This is a genomic window from Rhizobium sp. SYY.PMSO (assembly GCF_046840415.1).
GTDB lineage: Bacteria > Pseudomonadota > Alphaproteobacteria > Rhizobiales > Rhizobiaceae > Rhizobium.
The window spans coordinates 1410487-1427172 of sequence record NZ_CP177349.1; the positions used below are offsets into that span (position 1 = coordinate 1410487).

Sequence of the window (16686 nt, forward strand, 5' to 3'; positions counted from 1 at the left end):
GCGCGCGCCATGTTTGAAGCTGCCGGCTCAGTTCGCCAGCCGCGGCGTGTTCAGCGAGAATATGGAACGGACACGAGCGGCAATGTCTTCCGCCATCAGTTCATCCGCCGTGGCGGGATCGGGGGCGACGGTTCTGACTTCGAAGGACGCCATGGCGACCACGGCACCGCTGTCCAGTGCGGCCGCATCGATGTTGATCTTGGCGCTGTTGCGATCGCGGTTGAAACCGCGCGCCCTGCGGACGTCGCTCAGACGGATGGTCAGGGCAACCTGCGGCAATGGTGCCGTGCGGGTCGTTACGGCGATTGCGGCGTTGACGCGATCGTTGATCGCGGCAACCAGTGCCGGCGATACCGGTGGCAAGGCCGCGTCCGCCACGACGGAAGCGCTGCGAACGTCATAGGCGGGAGGCGGAGGTGCCACGGACCAGCTCGAGCATGCGGCCAATACCAAACATCCCACGAGCGCCGACACGGCACCCGACCTCGACAACAACATGATAACAGTCCCGGCTTCCGAACTTGCAAGATGCGAAGATCGCTATAAAGGACTGGAAATCAACAATATTCAACTGTGAAGCGCAGAAAAAACGTCGACGGCGGCCTGAAATTCCTCAAAACGCTGCGCACGGCGCTGTTCCGCTTCCTCGTCGCTGCCCCAATGCTCGATCGTCCAGTCCTCATCGAGATGGGCAAGCGACCAGACATCGGCAAAAGACAGAAAACCTTCGGCAAAGGCAAGCGCAAGGATCGCCGAGCCGGTCAGGGTCGTGATCGTGTGCAGGCTCGCAAGCTCCATTGGCGTGTCGTATTTGCGCATGGCGGCAGAGAAGGCGGCGATGGCTTCGCCCGGCTGCTCCTGGTGCATGACGCCTTCAGCCAGAATGAAGCGGGCGCCGATGTCGCGCGCCGCCCAGTCGATCACCGGGTTCCATCGCTCCGCTTGCCGCTCGACAAGACGCTCCGGCCCGTCGGCGCGGTAGCAAAGCAGGTCGCTGCCGGAAAAACGGACGATTTCATCGAACACGGCCTGGCTCTCGGCCGCAACGCCATCGATGGCCGTGTTGACAAGGCGCGTGACCGGCATGGTCGAGGGATCGATGACCTCGACCTGACGCGTCCATTCGGCGGCCACCAACCGGGCAAGGGCCTCCGTCGGCAAGGCCAGAGAGCGCCTCGCCGGTGTCTTGACGACCTTGCCGTCGAGCGCGATGGCATGGCCGGCCTCGTCCACGCCGATCGTCACATCCTTGTAAAAGCGCTTGGGCAGCGGCTTCTTCATCTGGATCTGCGCGCGGCGGATCGGATCGGGATGGCTGAGACCCTCGGAAAGATCGTTCAACAGGTCGCGCATGGGCTCACCTCAGAGAATATGGCTCAACAGGTCGTTCGGATGGTGGGCGATCGCGTCGGCGCCGGCCGCCAGCAGTTCCTCGACGGAAGCATAGCCCCAGGCGACGCCGATGGCAGTCGCGCCGGCCGCCTTCGCCATCTGCATGTCGTAGACGGCGTCGCCGATGACGATGGTATCGTGCGGATCCATGCCGGTTTCGTCGCAGCATTCCGTCACCATTGCCGGATGCGGCTTCGACGGGCAATCGTCGGCCGTGCGTGAGACGATGAAATAGGGCGCGAAATCGTTGACGGCAAGAATATGGGTCAAGCCGCGGCGGGATTTACCCGTCACAGCGCCGAGCAGCAGCTCTTCATGGCCGGCAAGCGTCTCGATCAGCGGCTTGATGCCATCGAAGAGCGGCGTCTGCATGTCCGCCTCGTCCCGCACCTCGGGAAAGATCGATTTGTAATGCGCGGTCATGGCGACAGCCTCCTCGTCGACATGCGGCTTGCCCTGCAGGCGGGCGATAGCGATATCCAGCGTGAGGCCGATGATCGACTTGGTGGCGGAAACGTCCGGACGCTTGTAGCCGAAGGCCACGAACGTCCGCGCCATGACTTCGTGGATCAGCCGCACGCTGTCGACCAGCGTACCGTCGCAATCGAAAAGAACCAGCTTCATTCGTCGTCCGGCTCCCCTGCCGATGCCATGTCAAGTCCGAGAAGGTTCCAGGTCTGCACCATATGCGGCGGCAGAGGGGCCGTGATGCGCAGGCGTCCGCCGTTCGGATGCGGAATATCGATATGGCGGGCATGCAGATGCAGCCGCTTCTGCACGCCGCCCGGGAAATTCCAGTTCGGATCGTCGTCGAAATATTTGGGGTCGCCGATGATCGGGTGGCCCATGTGCAGCGCGTGGACGCGCAGCTGATGCGTGCGGCCGGTATAGGGCTCCATCTCGAGCCAGGCGAGGCTCTGGGCGGCAGTTTCGATCACGCGATAATAGGAAATGGCGTGATCGGCGCCCTCCTCCCCGTGCTTGGCGATGCGCATGCGGTCGCCATCCGGCGTCGCCTCCTTCACCAGCCAGGTCGAAATCTTGTCCTCATGCTTGCGCGGCACGCCCTTTACCAGTGACCAATAGGTCTTCTTGGTGTCGCGCTCGCGGAAGGCTGCCGTCAATTTCTGCGCCGCGCCACGGGTACGGGCAATAACGAGAACGCCCGACGTGTCGCGGTCGAGACGATGCACCAGGCGCGGCTTCTCGCCCTTCTTGTTCGTCCATGCCTCGAGCATCTTGTCGATATGACGGGTAAGGCCGGAGCCGCCCTGAACCGCGAGTCCGGCCGGCTTGTTCAGCACATAGACCTTCTCGTCTTCATGCAGCAGCATGCGCGCAAGCAGCTCGCCATCGCCGGAATGCTTGAGCTCGCTGCCGGCTATGGGGCCGCCTTTCGGCCCCTTGGCGTCGACGTCGAGCGGCGGAACGCGCACCATCTGCCCCGGCTGAACGCGCGCATCCGTCTTCACACGGCCGCCGTCGACGCGCACCTGGCCGGATCGCAGCAGCTTCTGCAGCTGTCCGAAGCCAAGGCCCGGAAAATGCACCTTGAACCATCGGTCGAGGCGCATGCCGGCCTCGTCAGGCTCGACCTTTATATGCTCAATCCCGGCCATTCTTCTTCTTTCAAATACCGCGGCATGTCCCGGGAAACGCCAGACTGCCGCTGGACGGGATCACGCCTATTCAAACGACGGGACCCTTCGCCCCGCAGCCGGAGATTTTCCGGCCTTTTGACGTGGCTTTAGAGCATTTCGAGGAAAAGTGGAAACCGGAATTATACCGCGGTATAATTTTCTGGCTCAGTTTCCCTTGGCCGAGACGACGGGCAGATTGACGTCGACCATGCCCGACTTGTCGAACATCAGCATCACAGGCACGGTGCCGCCCTGCTTGAAAGGTGTCTTCACCTGCTTGAACATCATATGCATCGTGTTCGGCGCGAGCGTCACCGTAGCGCCGGCTGGGATGGCGATGCCGCCCCTGATCTCGCGCATCTTCATGATCTCGCCTTCCATCTTCATCTCGTGCAGCTCGACCTTGCCGGCCGCCGCCGAGGTCACTGAAGTCAGCCTGTCGTCGGTCTTGCCGCCGTTATGGATGGTGATGTAGCCGCCGCCGACCGGCTGGCCAGGAAGCATGGCGCGAACATAGCCGCCGCTGATATCGAGATCGCCGAGCTTGACCGCAGCAGAGCCCGCAGGTGCCGTGGCAGTGTCCATATGCATCCCCGGCATCGACTTCATCGCGCCGCTATCCTGCGCCAATGCCCCACCAAGGGACAACGACGATGCGCCAAGCGAAATCAGCAGTATAGCGGCATGGTTGCGGTTCATCTTCATCTCCTGCCCGGCTCCTCGAACGACGAGAAGGGATAACCCTTCCAACCTGCGTTGCAAAGGCCCGCAATCATTGCCAAACACAGGATTGATCGGCACGACAAAAATTTGTTCGGCGGCGACATTTGCCCCTTGCCATCTTTGCCCGGGACCGGATAATGGCACTCGACCTTGTTGGGAGAATCCGGCGCGAGCCGGTGCCGAAGGAGCAACCGCCCCGGAAACTCTCAGGCCAAAGGACCAACAAGGGGCAGACGGAACTCTGGAGAGAGGCGCGCAAGCGCTCGCCGAAGGGATAACAATCTCAGGCAAACAGACAGAGGGGGCTCATCGTCAGGCGCAGTCGCGCCGAAATTATGAGCTCTGCGCTTCGAGACGAGCGCAAAACCCGGAGGCGTCATTTGGACGAGACCGCTGCCCTCAAGACCACCCCTCTTCATGCGCTGCATGTATCGCTCGGCGCCCGTATGGTGCCCTTCGCCGGCTACGACATGCCGGTGCAATATGCGCCCGGCGTCCTGAAGGAACATCTCTGGACCCGGTCGAATGCCGGCCTGTTCGATGTGTCGCATATGGGTCAGGTGACGATCCGCGCCCGCTCCGGCAAATATGAGGATGCTGCACTGGCGCTGGAAAGCCTCGTGCCGGTCGATATCCTCGGCCTTGCCGAGGGCCGCCAGCGTTACGGCTTCTTCACCGACGACAAGGGCGGCATCCTCGACGACCTGATGATCACCCATATGGACGACTATCTCTTCGTCGTCGTGAACGCTGCCTGCAAAGATCAGGATTTCAAGCATCTTCAAGACCATATCGGCGATAGCTGCGAAGTTACATTACTCGATCGCGCCTTGATCGCGCTCCAGGGACCGCGCGCCGTAGACGTTCTCGCCGAGCTCTGGGCCGATATCGCCTACATGAAGTTCATGGATGTGCGTCATTGTCGCCTCCACGATGTCTCCTGCCTCGTATCGCGCTCCGGCTACAGCGGCGAAGACGGCTTCGAAATCTCCGTTCCGACCGACAAGGCCGAGGATATCGCCAAACGGCTGCTGGAGCATCCGGATGTGCAGCCCATCGGCCTCGGCGCCCGAGACTCGCTCCGCCTCGAAGCCGGTCTCTGCCTGTATGGCAATGACATCGATGAAACGACGACGCCGATCGAAGGCGCGCTCGAATGGGCCATCCAGAAGGCCCGCAAGACAGGCGGCGTCCGCGCCGGCGGCTTTCCCGGCGCGACCCGCATTCTCGGCGAACTGGATGGCGGCACGTCGCGCCGCCGCGTCGGCCTGAAACCCGAAGGCAAGGCTCCGGTGCGTGGTCACGCCAAGCTTTATGCCGATGCCGAGGGCAAGACCGAGATCGGTGAAGTCACGTCTGGCGGCTTCGGCCCGAGCGTCGAATCCCCGGTTACCATGGGCTACGTGCCGACCGATTTCACGGCGCCCGGCACCACCGTTTACGCTGAAGTGCGCGGCAAATACCTGCCTGTCGTCGTCAGCACCCTGCCTTTCATCAAGCCTACCTACAAACGTTGAACGTGTTTTCCAGAGAGGATTATCCATGCTGAAGTTTACCGAAGAGCACGAGTGGCTGAAGGTTGAAGGCGACGTCGCAACGGTCGGCATCACGGCTCACGCCGCCGAGCAGCTCGGCGACCTCGTTTTCGTGGAACTGCCCGAAGTCGGCGCCAGCTTCTCCAAGGGCGACGACGCGGCAACCGTCGAATCCGTCAAGGCGGCGTCCGAGGTCTATTGTCCGCTCGACGGAGAGATTACTGAAGTCAACGAAGCCATCACCGCCGACCCGGCGCTCGTCAATTCAGACCCGATGGGCGCCGGCTGGTTCTTCAAGCTCAAGCTGAAGAATGTCAGCGATCTCGATGGTCTTCTTGATGAATCCGGTTACAAGGAGCTGATCGGATAATGGCGACGCCTACGGAATTCACGTTCACCGACTACCAGCCATATGATTTTGCCAATCGCCGCCATATCGGTCCGTCTCCATCCGAGATGACCGATATGTTGAAAGCGATCGGCTATAGCAGCCTCGACGGCCTGATCGACGCGACGCTGCCGCCGGCCATCCGTCAGAAGACGCCGCTCTCCTGGGGTGCGCCGATGACCGAGCGCGAGGCGCTCGACAGGCTGCGCGAGACCGCCAACAAGAACAAGGTTCTCGTGTCGCTGATCGGCCAGGGCTATTACGGCACAATCACGCCACCGGTCATCCAGCGCAATATTCTGGAAAACCCGGCCTGGTACACAGCCTATACGCCCTACCAGCCCGAAATCAGCCAGGGCCGCCTCGAGGCCCTGCTGAACTACCAGACGATGATCAGCGACTTGACCGGCCTCGACGTCGCCAATGCCTCGCTGCTCGATGAAGCGACTGCGGCAGCCGAAGGCATGGCAATGGCGGAACGCGTCGCCAAATCGAAGGCGAAGGCCTTCTTCGTCGATGCCGCCTGCCATCCGCAGACTATCGCTCTCATCAAGACCCGCGCCGAGCCGCTCGGCTGGAGCGTCATCGTCGGCAATCCGTTTACGGATCTGGATCCTGTCGATGTCTTCGGCGCGATCTTCCAGTATCCGGGCACGCACGGCCACATCAACGACTTCGGCGGCCTGATCGCGCGCCTGCACCAGACCGGCGCTATCGCCATCATGGCGGCCGATCTTCTGGCGTTGACCCTGCTGAAATCTCCCGGCGAGATGGGCGCGGATATCGCCATCGGCTCCTCGCAGCGCTTCGGCGTTCCTGTGGGATATGGTGGCCCGCACGCGGCCTATATGGCCGTCAAGGACGAGTACAAGCGCTCCATGCCGGGCCGCCTTGTCGGTGTTTCGGTCGATGCACGCGGCAATCGCGCCTATCGCCTGTCGCTGCAGACGCGCGAGCAGCATATCCGCCGCGAAAAGGCGACGTCGAACATCTGCACCGCTCAGGTGCTGCTCGCCGTCATGGCCTCGATGTATGCGGTCTTCCACGGTCCGCAGGGCCTGAAAGCCATTGCCCAGCAGGTCCACCAGAAGGCCGTGCTGACGGCCAAGGGGCTGGAAAAGCTGGGCTACGCCGTCGAGCCGGAAACCTTCTTCGACACGATCACCGTCGAGGTCGGCCATATGCAGGGCCTCATCCTGCGCGCGGCCGTCGCCGAAGGCGTGAACCTGCGCAAGGTCGGCGAAACCAAAATCGGCATCAGCCTCGACGAGCGCACCCGCCCGGCGACGGTGGAAGCCGTATGGCGCGCATTCGGCGGCGATTTCCGCATTGCCGATTTCGAACCGTCCTACCGCCTGCCGAAGGCGCTTCTGCGGACCAGCGAATACCTGTCGCATCCGATCTTCCACATGAACCGCGCCGAGAGCGAGATGACGCGTTACATCCGTCGCCTCTCCGACCGCGACCTGGCGCTCGACCGCTCGATGATCCCGCTCGGCTCCTGCACCATGAAACTGAACGCGACAGCGGAAATGCTGCCGATCACATGGCCGGAATTCTCGGACATCCATCCGTTCGTGCCCGCCGACCAGGCACTCGGCTACCGCGAAATGATCGACGACCTGACGGAAAAGCTCTGCGCCGTCACCGGCTACGACGCCTTCTCCATGCAGCCGAACTCCGGCGCGCAGGGCGAATATGCCGGCCTCCTGACCATTCGCAATTATCACATTGCCAATGGACAGGGGCACCGCGACATCTGCCTCATCCCGACCTCCGCGCACGGCACCAACCCGGCCTCGGCGCAGATGGCAGGCATGAAGGTCGTGGTCGTCAAGGTCAGCGACGACGGCGATATCGACATGGCCGATTTCCGCGCCAAGACCGAGCAGTATGCCGACAGCCTCTCCTGCTGCATGATCACCTATCCTTCGACGCATGGCGTCTTCGAGGAGACGGTGAAGGAGATCTGCGATCTCGTGCACAAGCATGGCGGTCAGGTCTACCTCGACGGCGCGAACATGAACGCCATGGTCGGCCTCTCGCGTCCCGGCGATATCGGCTCGGATGTCAGCCACCTGAACCTGCACAAGACCTTCTGCATCCCGCATGGCGGCGGCGGTCCAGGCATGGGCCCGATCGGCGTCAAGGCGCATCTGGCGCCTCACCTACCCGGCCATCCGGAAACGGACGGACGCAGTGGTGCGGTCTCGGCGGCAGCCTTCGGTTCGGCCTCCATCCTGCCGATCTCCTGGAGCTACTGCCTGATGATGGGCGGCGAAGGCCTGACGCAGGCGACGAAGGTGGCGATCCTCAACGCCAACTACATCGCCGCACGGCTGAAGGGCGCCTATGACGTGCTCTACAAGTCCAAGGCCGGGCGCGTCGCGCATGAATGCATCATCGACACCCGCCCGCTGGTCGGAAGTGCCGGCGTCACGGTCGACGATGTCGCCAAGCGCCTGATCGATTGCGGCTTCCACGCACCGACCATGAGCTGGCCGGTCGCCGGCACGCTGATGATCGAGCCGACCGAATCGGAAACCAAGGCCGAGCTCGACCGCTTCTGCGAGGCAATGCTGGCGATCCGCGAGGAAGCCCGCGCCATCGAAGATGGCCGGATGGACAAGACCAACAACCCGCTGAAGAACGCTCCGCACACGGTGGAAGACCTTGTCGGCGAATGGGATCGCCCCTATTCGCGCGAGCAGGCCTGCTTCCCGCCCGGCGCTTTCCGCGTGGACAAATACTGGTCTCCGGTCAACCGCATCGACAACGTCTATGGCGACCGCAACCTGATCTGCACCTGCCCGCCGCTGGAATCCTACGCCGAGGCCGCGGAGTAGGTTTTTGCGAAAAAAGCGAAGCGGCTCAGTCGCTTCGCTGCCGATAGACATAAATCTATTGCGAAACTTGTCTATGAAAACGCCGCGTGTCCAACGGATGCGCGGCGTTTTATTGCCGCAGCGCGGCTCTGGAATTCAGAATCATGCCGGAACGACCGGAATTTCATTTCGTCACGGGGCGAGCGGAATATTCCTCATCCCCACTGCTTCTTCTGCATGGCAGCAGCGGGAACGAAACGTCGCTTGTTCCCCTTGCCGACGCGGTCGCACCGGATCGCCCCTATATGGCCTTGCGTGGCCCCCTGGCCTGGGAGACGGGCTTTGCTTTCTTCCGTCGCAATCCGGATCGCAGTCTGGATCATGCCGATCTATCGAGACGAACCGACCAACTCTGCCATTTCATCGCGTCGATATTGGAAGACGATATAATCTCTCGGCCGCCGATCCTGCTCGGCTTCTCAAACGGCGCGATCATGGCGGCATCCATTCTTCTTCGGCAGCCGCGACTGGCCTCGGCCGCCATTCTGCTGCGGCCCCTCTCGCCCGCGCCTGCCGCTGATTTTCCGCCGCTGACCGCGTTTCCGATCCTGATGACATCCGGCAAGTATGATCGGCGGCGCGAGCCGCGAGATGCGGATGTCATGAAACATCAACTTGAAAATGCCGGCGCGGATGTCAGTGCCCACATGCTGGCGGCCGGTCACGACCTTCATCAGGACGAGATCGGCATGATCCGCGATTGGCTGATACGGAAAGGCCCATGACATGATTCAGGAGATTTCGCTGAGCACCGACGATCCCGACAGCTACATCGCAGCCGCCTTTGCAACGGACGATCCGGCTTCGATCGCCAAGGCGCTGGGCGAAGTTGCCCGCACGCGCAACATGAGTAAGCTCGCCAAGGATGTCGGCATGAACCGTTCCGCGCTCTACCGCGCGCTGAGCGGCGATGGAAACCCGGAGTTCGCGACGATCCTCAAAGTCGTCAAGGCGCTGGGACTCAAGCTGACGCCGGTGCCGACCGCGCATTGCGAGCCCGGCGCGCTCTGATGAAGCAGAGAAACAGAGTTTAACTTAGATGGCCTGAGCGTCCTGGCGCTGCGCAGCAAGGGCAGCGAGATCGGCAGGCTTCAGCTCGACGGATTCGCCGCAGCCGCAGGCCGACGTCTGGTTCGGATTGGTAAAAGTGAAGCCCGAACGCAAAGTCGTTGCTTCGAAGCCCATTTCCGTGCCGAGCAGATAAAGCACGGCCGACGGCTCGACCCAGACTCTGGCGCCATCGCGCTCGATCAGGTCATCCTTCGGGTTCGGCTCGGTCACGAGATCGATGGTATATTCCATCCCGGCGCAGCCGCCCTTCTTGATGCCGACGCGAACGCCCTTGGCATCGGGACCGGAATTCTCGACGATTGCCTTGACGCGGGCTGCTGCCGCATCCGTCATGGTCATGACTGCAAAGCCCATGGGCTCATTCTCCTTCCGCAACCGGGGTCAAGATCCGGCGCTTCGAGTCTTAATGTAAAGCCGGCGGCTTAAAGCTTCAATACCAGCCGACGGCAACCTGCGCTTCCTCCGACATGCGGTCCGGCGTCCACGGCGGATCGAAGGTCATCGAGACATCGACGCCGGATACGCCCTCGACGGCGCCGACGGCATTTTCGACCCAGCCCGGCATTTCGCCGGCAACCGGGCAGCCCGGTGCGGTCAGCGTCATGACGATCTTTACCATGCGGTCGTCTTCGATATCGATCTTGTAGACGAGGCCGAGCTCGAAGATATCGGCGGGAATTTCCGGATCGTAGACCGTTTTCAGCGCAGAAATGATATCGTCGCTGAGGCGGGCCAGCTCATCCTCGGGAATGCTGGAATGCACGATCCCTTCGCGCGCATCGATTTTCTGTTCGCTTTCGTCGAGTGACATCACTTGCCTCCTTAGGCAAAGAACTTGCGCGCATATTCCAGCGCATCCGCCAAAGCATCCACCTCGGCGCGCGTGTTGTACAGGCCGAACGATGCACGGCATGTGGAGGTAACGCCGAAGCGTTTCAAGAGCGGCTGGGCGCAATGCGTCCCTGCTCTGACGGCAACGCCCTGTCGGTCGATCACCATCGAGACGTCGTGGGAGTGAATTCCCGCAAGCTCGAAGGAGAAGATGCCGCCCTTGCCAGGCGCCGTGCCGATGACGCGCAGCGAATTGATATCGCGCAGCCGTTCCGCCGCATAGGTGGCAAGATCCGCTTCATGACGGGCGATCGCCTCGCGGCCGATGCTGTCCATATAGTCGAGCGCGTAACCGAGGCCGATTGCCTGAACGATCGGCGGCGTGCCGGCTTCGAAGCGGTGCGGCGGCTCGTTATAGGTGACGTTTTCCTCGGTGACGTCGAAGATCATCTCGCCGCCGCCCTGGAACGGCCGCATCTCGGCAAGCCGCTCCTTCTTGCCGTAGAGAACGCCGATACCCGAGGGGCCATAGAGCTTGTGACCGGTCATAACGTACCAGTCGCAATCGATATCCTGCACGTCGACAGGCATATGCACCGCACCCTGCGAACCGTCGATCAGCACGGGAATGCCGCGCTCATGAGCGATACGGCAGACTTCCTTGACCGGAACGACCGTCCCGAGCGCGTTCGACATATGGGTGATGGCGACGAGCTTGGTGCGCTCCGTGAGACTCTTTTCGAAATCCTCGATATGGAACGCGCCCTCGTCATCGACCGGCACCCAGACGAGCTTGGCTCCCTGCCGCTCCCGGATGAAATGCCAGGGTACGATGTTGGAGTGATGCTCCATGATGGAAACGACGATCTCGTCGCCCTCGCCGATCTTCGGCATGCCCCAGCCGTAGGCGACCGTATTGATCGCCTCCGTCGAATTCTTGGTGAAGACGATATCGTCCACCGAGGGGGCATTCAGGAAGCGGCGCACTTTTTCGCGAGCCGCCTCATACGCTTCCGTCGCCGCGTTGGACAGGAAGTGCAGGCCGCGATGCACATTGGCATATTCCTCGGAATAAGCATGGGAAATCGCGTCGATGACGACCCGCGGCTTCTGTGCCGACGCGCCATTGTCGAGATAGACCAGCGGCTTGCCATTCACCGTTTTCGCCAGGATCGGGAAATCCCGGCGAATGGCTTCGACGTCATAGGCCGTTGCCGGCACGATCTTGTCCACGAGCTTTGCCTCCAATCAGGCGTGCTTTTCCAGCCATTCGGAGATAACGCCTTCCAGCGCCTCGACCAGGGCTTCGTCTTCCAGTTCCTCGACGATCTCCGCCACGAAGGCGTTGACCAGCATGGCGCGCGCCTTGTTCTTCGGAATGCCGCGCGCCATCAGGTAGTACAGATGATTGCCATCGATATCGGCAACGGTGGCGCCGTGGCCGCACTGCACGTCGTCGGCGAAGATCTCGAGTTCCGGCTTCACCGAGAATTCGGCATCGTCGGACATCAGCAGCGTATTGCAAGCCATGCGCGCGTCCGTCTTCTGTGCATCGGGCGCCACGCGAATCATGCCCTGGAAGACGCCGCGGGCACGGTCGAAGACCACGTTGCGGACGATTTCCGTCGAGCCGGTATGCGGAACGTCGTGGCCGAGCACCAGTGTCACGTCCGTATGGGTGTCGCCACCCAGCAGGTTGACGCCGCGAATCTTGAGATCGGCGCCCTCGCCCGTCACCTTGACGTGCAGCTCCTGACGCACCAGCTTGCCGCCGGCATTGATGACGAACAGTCTCAGCCTGGCGTCCGTGCCGAGATCGACGCGGATCTGGCCGAGATGCGTGTCCTCGCTTCCCTGCTCCTGCAGGATGATCCAGGTCACGTCGGCCCGCTCGCCGATCCTGACTTCGCTGACCGATGAGACGAGCGCAGCTGCACCCTCGACGGCCTGATGGCGCTCGATGAGCGTCGCCTTGACGTCGGCGCCGAAGTTGACAGGCAGGCGGCTATGAATCTGGCCGCCGGCATGGACGAATTGCACCTCCACGGGCGCCTCCAGCTCCGTGCCGTCGGGCAGATCGATGACATAGCCATCACGCACGAAGCTCGCATTGATGCGCCCGACGGCGTCATCCTTGCCGAGCGCTTCGAGTCCCGCGGCAGCCGTGCCGTTGACTAGGCTGTCGGCATAGCGTCCGACCGTCAGATTCTTGACGGTCGCCTTCTCGTTCGCCCTGCCCTGAAGAACGGTGAGAACGGAAGATCCCTCCACCGTCGGTGGCAGCGCCTCGACAAGGCCCTTGCCGATGTCGCTGGGAACCAGACGCAACAGGTTCTTGAAATCGGTGTAGTGCCAGGCCTCGACGCGGCGCGTCGGCAGGCCCGCGGTTTTCAACTCGTCCAGCAGGCGGTCGCGGACGGCGAAGACTTCGCCATCGCCGGGCAGATCGCCCAACTGGTCGTTATACGCCTCGATCAACGCCGTTTCCGCAGCGGTCAGGCGGTTCGTCGTCTGAATGTTCATCGACGTGTCCTTTCCGCCCCGATCAGGCTGCAGCTCCGATGATGTCGGCATAGCCGTTGGCTTCGAGCTCATGTGCCAGCGTCTTGTCGCCGGACTTGATCACCTGGCCCTTGTAGAGGACGTGAACGGTGTCCGGAACGATATAGTCGAGCAGGCGCTGATAGTGGGTGATGACGATCACGGCGCGGTCGGGCGAACGCAGCGCGTTGACGCCATCGGCGACGATCTTCAAGGCGTCGATGTCGAGACCGGAGTCGGTTTCGTCGAGCACGCAAAGCTTCGGCTCGAGCAGCGCCATCTGCAGGATTTCGGCGCGCTTCTTTTCACCGCCGGAGAAGCCGACGTTCAGCGGGCGCTTCAGCATGTCCATGTTGATCTGCAGCTTGGCCGCGGCGTCCTTGACGCGGCGGATGAAATCCGGCGTCGTCAGTTCGTCTTCGCCGCGTGCCTTGCGCTGTTCGTTCAGGGCCACCTTCAGGAACTGCATGGTGGCGACACCCGGAATTTCGACCGGATACTGGAAGGCCAGGAAGATGCCCTTGGCGGCGCGCTCGGCAGCGTCGAGCTCCAGAATGCTCTCACCGTTATAAAGGATGTCGCCTTCGGTGACTTCGTAATCGTCACGGCCGGCGAGAATGTAGGACAGCGTCGACTTGCCGGAGCCGTTCGGGCCCATGATGGCGGCAACTTCGCCCGCCTTCACGGTCAGGTTGAGGCCACGGATGATCTCGGTGCCGTCTTCGGCGATACGGGCGTGCAGGTTCTTGATCTCAAGCATTGTAGAATCCTAACGAAGGAATGGACGTGCGGCGCGCTCGGCGCGCCAGAACTGGTTTGTATGCGAATGTCAGCCGACGCTGCCTTCGAGCGAGATACCGATCAGCTTCTGCGCTTCGACGGCGAATTCCATCGGCAGTTCCTGCAACACTTCCTTGACGAAGCCGTTGACGATCAGCGCGATCGCCGCTTCCTCGGGAATGCCGCGTTGCAGGCAGTAGAACAGCTGGTCTTCGGAAATCTTCGAGGTCGTCGCCTCATGCTCGAACTGCGCGGACGAATTCTTCGCCTCGATGTAGGGCACCGTATGCGCACCGCACTTGTCGCCGATCAGCAACGAATCGCATTGCGTGAAATTGCGGGCGTTGGTCGCGCGGCGATGGGCCGAGACCTGACCGCGATAGGTGTTCTGCGAGACGCCGGCGGCGATACCCTTGGAGATGATGCGGCTCGACGTGTTCTTGCCGAGATGGATCATCTTCGTGCCGCTATCGACCTGCTGATGACCGTTCGAAACCGCGATCGAGTAGAACTCGCCGCGGCTGTCGTCGCCACGCAGGATGCAGGACGGATATTTCCAGGTGATGGCGGAGCCGGTCTCGACCTGCGTCCAGGAGATCTTGGAACGGTGGCCACGGCAATCGCCACGCTTGGTGACGAAGTTGTAGATGCCGCCCTTGCCGTGCTTGTCGCCCGGATACCAGTTCTGCACCGTCGAATACTTGATCTCGGCATCATCGAGCGCAACCAGTTCCACGACAGCGGCGTGCAGCTGGTTTTCGTCGCGCTGCGGCGCCGTGCAGCCTTCGAGATAGGAGACGTAAGCTCCCTCTTCGGCGATGATCAGCGTGCGTTCGAACTGGCCGGTGTTCTTTTCGTTGATGCGGAAGTAGGTCGACAGTTCCATCGGGCAACGAACGCCCTTCGGCACGAAGACGAACGAACCGTCGGTGAAGACGGCCGAATTCAGCGTCGCATAGAAATTGTCCGTCGTCGGCACGACGGAGCCGAGATATTTGCGCACCAGATCGGGATGCTCGCGAATGGCTTCCGAGATCGACATGAAGATCACGCCGGCCTTCTTCAGCTCTTCCTTGAAGGTGGTGACGACCGAAACGGAATCGAACACGGCATCGACCGCGATCTTCGACTGTTTGACGCCGGCAAGGATTTCCTGCTCACGCAAGGGAATGCCGAGCTTCTCATAGACCTTCAGAAGCTCCGGATCGACCTCCTCAAGCGAGGTCGGTCCCGACGTGCTCTTCGGCGCGGCATAATAATAAATGTCGTTGAAGTCGATCTTCGGATAGTCGACGCGCGCCCAGGTGGGCTCTTCCAGCGTCAGCCAGCGGCGATAGGCGTCGAGGCGCCATTCCAGCATCCATTCCGGCTCCTGCTTCTTGGCGGAGATGAAGCGGATGATGTCTTCGGAGAGACCCTTGGGAGCCTTTTCCACCTCGATGGTGGTCTCGAAACCATACTTATACTGGTCCACGTCGATCTGGCGAACCTGATCGACCGTTTCCTGGACTGCAGGCATTTCGTTCTCCAATCTCGCCGGATCCAAGGTCCGGCAGCTTGTCAACGTTGCGGCAGACTTATGTCTGCCCCCTATGTAGTCGGCCAAAAGGGATTTTTCATCCCGCTTGGCAAGCGGAAAATTGTGTTTCCGCAAAATTGTGGCCGTCAGGCCGCCGCGCCCGCCAGCTTGCGCCTGCCGGCGATCCGGGCCAAAACCGCGATTGCCCGATCGATATCGGCTTCCGTCGTGGCGGATCCCAGCGAAATGCGGAGAGCTCCGAGCTTGGGGTCGCACCCCATCGCCGCGAGCACATGGCTCTCGCCGACCTTGCCGGACGAGCAGGCGGAGCCGGCCGATATGGCGACACCTTCGAGATCGAAGGCGATCTGGCCGGTCTCGGATTTCAACCCCGGCAGGGTAAAGAAGCAGGTGTTCGGAACGCGGCCGGTCTTTTCCCCATGGATGATTACGTCCGGCGCGACCTGCCGCATGCCGTCTTCCAGCCGGTCCCGCAATCGGGCGATTGCGACATTCCGGGCTTCGAACTCTTCAAGCGCTGCACCAGCTGCCGCGCCGAAGCCGATGATAGCAAGCGTATTTCCCGTTCCCGAGCGATGGCCCTTCTCCTGCCCGCCGCCGTGGATCAGCGGCTTCGGCATCAGCACCTCACCGCGCGTGATGAGCGCGCCTGCACCCTTTGGGCCGCCGATCTTGTGCGAGGACACGATCAGGAAATCCGCGCCGATGGCATTGATATCGAGCGGAACGCGACCAGCTGCCTGAACGGCATCCACCACAAAGAGACCGCCCGCGGCCTGGACCAGCTTGGCCGCTTCGGCGACGGGCTGGAGAATTCCGGTCTCGTTGTTGGCGAGCATGATCGCGACCATCGGTAGACCGCTTGCCTTGTCATGGGAGACCAGCAGGCCTTCGAGCACAGCAAGATCGACCGTCCCATCCCTCGTTACCGGGATTTCGGTGACATCATCCCCGGCAAAGCGACCGCCTTCGCGCACGGCCGGATGCTCGACGGCGGATACATAAAGATGGCTGACCGTCAGCGGCGTCCGCCCCATGCGAAATTCCGGCGTCAGCACCATGTTGGCCGTTTCGGTGGCGCCGCTGGTGAAAATCACATGGGCCGGTTCCGCGCCCGTCAAGCTTGCAACCTGCCGGCGTGCGGCCTCGACAGCAGCGCGCGCCGCCCTACCTTCGCCATGAACGGAATTGGGGTTGCCTTGAATATCCATCGCACGCAGCATTGCATCGCGCGCCGCCGGATGAAGCGGCGCAGTAGCATTCCAATCGAGATAAAGGCGTGTTGCCGCCATAATCTTCTTCCTGCGCGACGTTGCTTTGCTGCGGCCGGCTCATTTTCCTTGAAATTTCAGCCGAGCAT

At 61.8% G+C, this 16686-nt stretch carries 17 protein-coding genes and 1 riboswitch; of the genes, 5 read left to right on the forward strand and 12 right to left on the reverse strand.

Going from position 1 to position 16686, the window contains the following annotated elements; all coding sequences use genetic code 11:
* Positions 1–27: 27 nt before the first annotated feature.
* The 5 genes from ACJJVH_RS06875 to ACJJVH_RS06895 all read right to left on the reverse strand — a co-directional run bounded on the left by ACJJVH_RS06875 (position 28) and on the right by ACJJVH_RS06895 (position 3731).
* Positions 28–498 carry a hypothetical protein gene (locus tag ACJJVH_RS06875; RefSeq protein ID WP_412064973.1) on the reverse strand — a complete coding sequence of 157 codons (471 nt, stop codon included), beginning with the start codon at positions 496–498 and terminating at the stop codon, positions 28–30.
* A gap of 69 nt (positions 499–567) precedes the next feature.
* Positions 568–1353 (reverse strand): ATP12 family chaperone protein, encoded by a 786-nt coding sequence (locus ACJJVH_RS06880; RefSeq protein ID WP_412064974.1) that lies wholly within the window; start codon positions 1351–1353, stop codon positions 568–570.
* A gap of 9 nt (positions 1354–1362) precedes the next feature.
* Positions 1363–2016, reverse strand: coding sequence for an HAD-IA family hydrolase (locus ACJJVH_RS06885; protein ID WP_112797468.1), 654 nt, complete (start codon positions 2014–2016; stop codon positions 1363–1365).
* Positions 2013–3011 carry an RluA family pseudouridine synthase gene (locus tag ACJJVH_RS06890; protein WP_412064975.1) on the reverse strand — a complete coding sequence of 333 codons (999 nt, stop codon included), beginning with the start codon at positions 3009–3011 and terminating at the stop codon, positions 2013–2015. Before ACJJVH_RS06890 ends, ACJJVH_RS06885 begins: the two co-directional genes overlap by 4 nt.
* A 186-nt stretch (positions 3012–3197) precedes the next feature.
* Positions 3198–3731: a copper chaperone PCu(A)C gene (locus tag ACJJVH_RS06895; protein WP_113371371.1), complete on the reverse strand. Its 534-nt coding sequence runs from the start codon at positions 3729–3731 to the stop codon at positions 3198–3200.
* A gap of 168 nt (positions 3732–3899) precedes the next feature.
* Positions 3900–3987: riboswitch (glycine riboswitch) on the forward strand.
* Positions 3988–4135: 148 nt separating this feature from the next.
* Between ACJJVH_RS06895 and gcvT the strand changes: the two genes are divergently transcribed.
* The 5 genes from gcvT to ACJJVH_RS06920 all read left to right on the forward strand — a co-directional run bounded on the left by gcvT (position 4136) and on the right by ACJJVH_RS06920 (position 9574).
* Complete coding sequence (gene gcvT / locus ACJJVH_RS06900; protein ID WP_412064976.1) at positions 4136–5272, forward strand: glycine cleavage system aminomethyltransferase GcvT; 1137 nt, start codon at positions 4136–4138, stop codon at positions 5270–5272.
* Positions 5273–5297: 25 nt separating this feature from the next.
* Positions 5298–5660, forward strand: coding sequence for a glycine cleavage system protein GcvH (gcvH, locus tag ACJJVH_RS06905; RefSeq protein ID WP_113356835.1), 363 nt, complete (start codon positions 5298–5300; stop codon positions 5658–5660).
* Positions 5660–8524, forward strand: coding sequence for an aminomethyl-transferring glycine dehydrogenase (gene gcvP, locus ACJJVH_RS06910; protein WP_412064977.1), 2865 nt, complete (start codon positions 5660–5662; stop codon positions 8522–8524). Before gcvH ends, gcvP begins: the two co-directional genes overlap by 1 nt.
* Before the next feature lie 143 nt (positions 8525–8667).
* Positions 8668–9288 carry an alpha/beta hydrolase gene (locus tag ACJJVH_RS06915; RefSeq protein ID WP_412064978.1) on the forward strand — a complete coding sequence of 207 codons (621 nt, stop codon included), beginning with the start codon at positions 8668–8670 and terminating at the stop codon, positions 9286–9288.
* A 1-nt stretch (position 9289) separates the two neighbouring features.
* Positions 9290–9574 carry an addiction module antidote protein gene (locus ACJJVH_RS06920; protein ID WP_113371202.1) on the forward strand — a complete coding sequence of 95 codons (285 nt, stop codon included), beginning with the start codon at positions 9290–9292 and terminating at the stop codon, positions 9572–9574.
* A 24-nt stretch (positions 9575–9598) separates the two neighbouring features.
* On the opposite strand, the gene sufA is transcribed toward ACJJVH_RS06920, so the two are convergent.
* The 7 genes from sufA to ACJJVH_RS06955 form a co-directional block, all read right to left on the reverse strand.
* Complete coding sequence (gene sufA, locus ACJJVH_RS06925) at positions 9599–9988, reverse strand: Fe-S cluster assembly scaffold SufA (protein WP_113371203.1); 390 nt, start codon at positions 9986–9988, stop codon at positions 9599–9601.
* Positions 9989–10064: 76 nt separating this feature from the next.
* Positions 10065–10445: an SUF system Fe-S cluster assembly protein gene (locus ACJJVH_RS06930; RefSeq protein ID WP_075850603.1), complete on the reverse strand. Its 381-nt coding sequence runs from the start codon at positions 10443–10445 to the stop codon at positions 10065–10067.
* An 11-nt stretch (positions 10446–10456) separates the two neighbouring features.
* Entirely contained in the window at positions 10457–11698 is a 1242-nt protein-coding gene (locus ACJJVH_RS06935) for a cysteine desulfurase (RefSeq protein WP_412064979.1), read from the reverse strand.
* Positions 11699–11713: 15 nt separating this feature from the next.
* Positions 11714–12988, reverse strand: a complete 1275-nt coding sequence (gene sufD, locus ACJJVH_RS06940) for a Fe-S cluster assembly protein SufD (RefSeq protein ID WP_112797482.1) — start codon at positions 12986–12988, stop codon at positions 11714–11716.
* 22 nt (positions 12989–13010) lie between these two features.
* On the reverse strand, positions 13011–13766 hold the full coding sequence (gene sufC / locus ACJJVH_RS06945) for a Fe-S cluster assembly ATPase SufC (RefSeq protein WP_112797484.1): 756 nt from the start codon (positions 13764–13766) through the stop codon (positions 13011–13013).
* A gap of 69 nt (positions 13767–13835) precedes the next feature.
* Positions 13836–15305 (reverse strand): Fe-S cluster assembly protein SufB, encoded by a 1470-nt coding sequence (sufB, locus tag ACJJVH_RS06950; RefSeq protein ID WP_113371205.1) that lies wholly within the window; start codon positions 15303–15305, stop codon positions 13836–13838.
* A 146-nt stretch (positions 15306–15451) separates the two neighbouring features.
* The gene (locus ACJJVH_RS06955; RefSeq protein ID WP_412064980.1) at positions 15452–16618 is read right to left on the reverse strand and encodes a cysteine desulfurase family protein; all 1167 of its coding nucleotides are present in this window, start codon (positions 16616–16618) and stop codon (positions 15452–15454) included.
* Between the last annotated feature and the right edge of the window lie 68 nt (positions 16619–16686).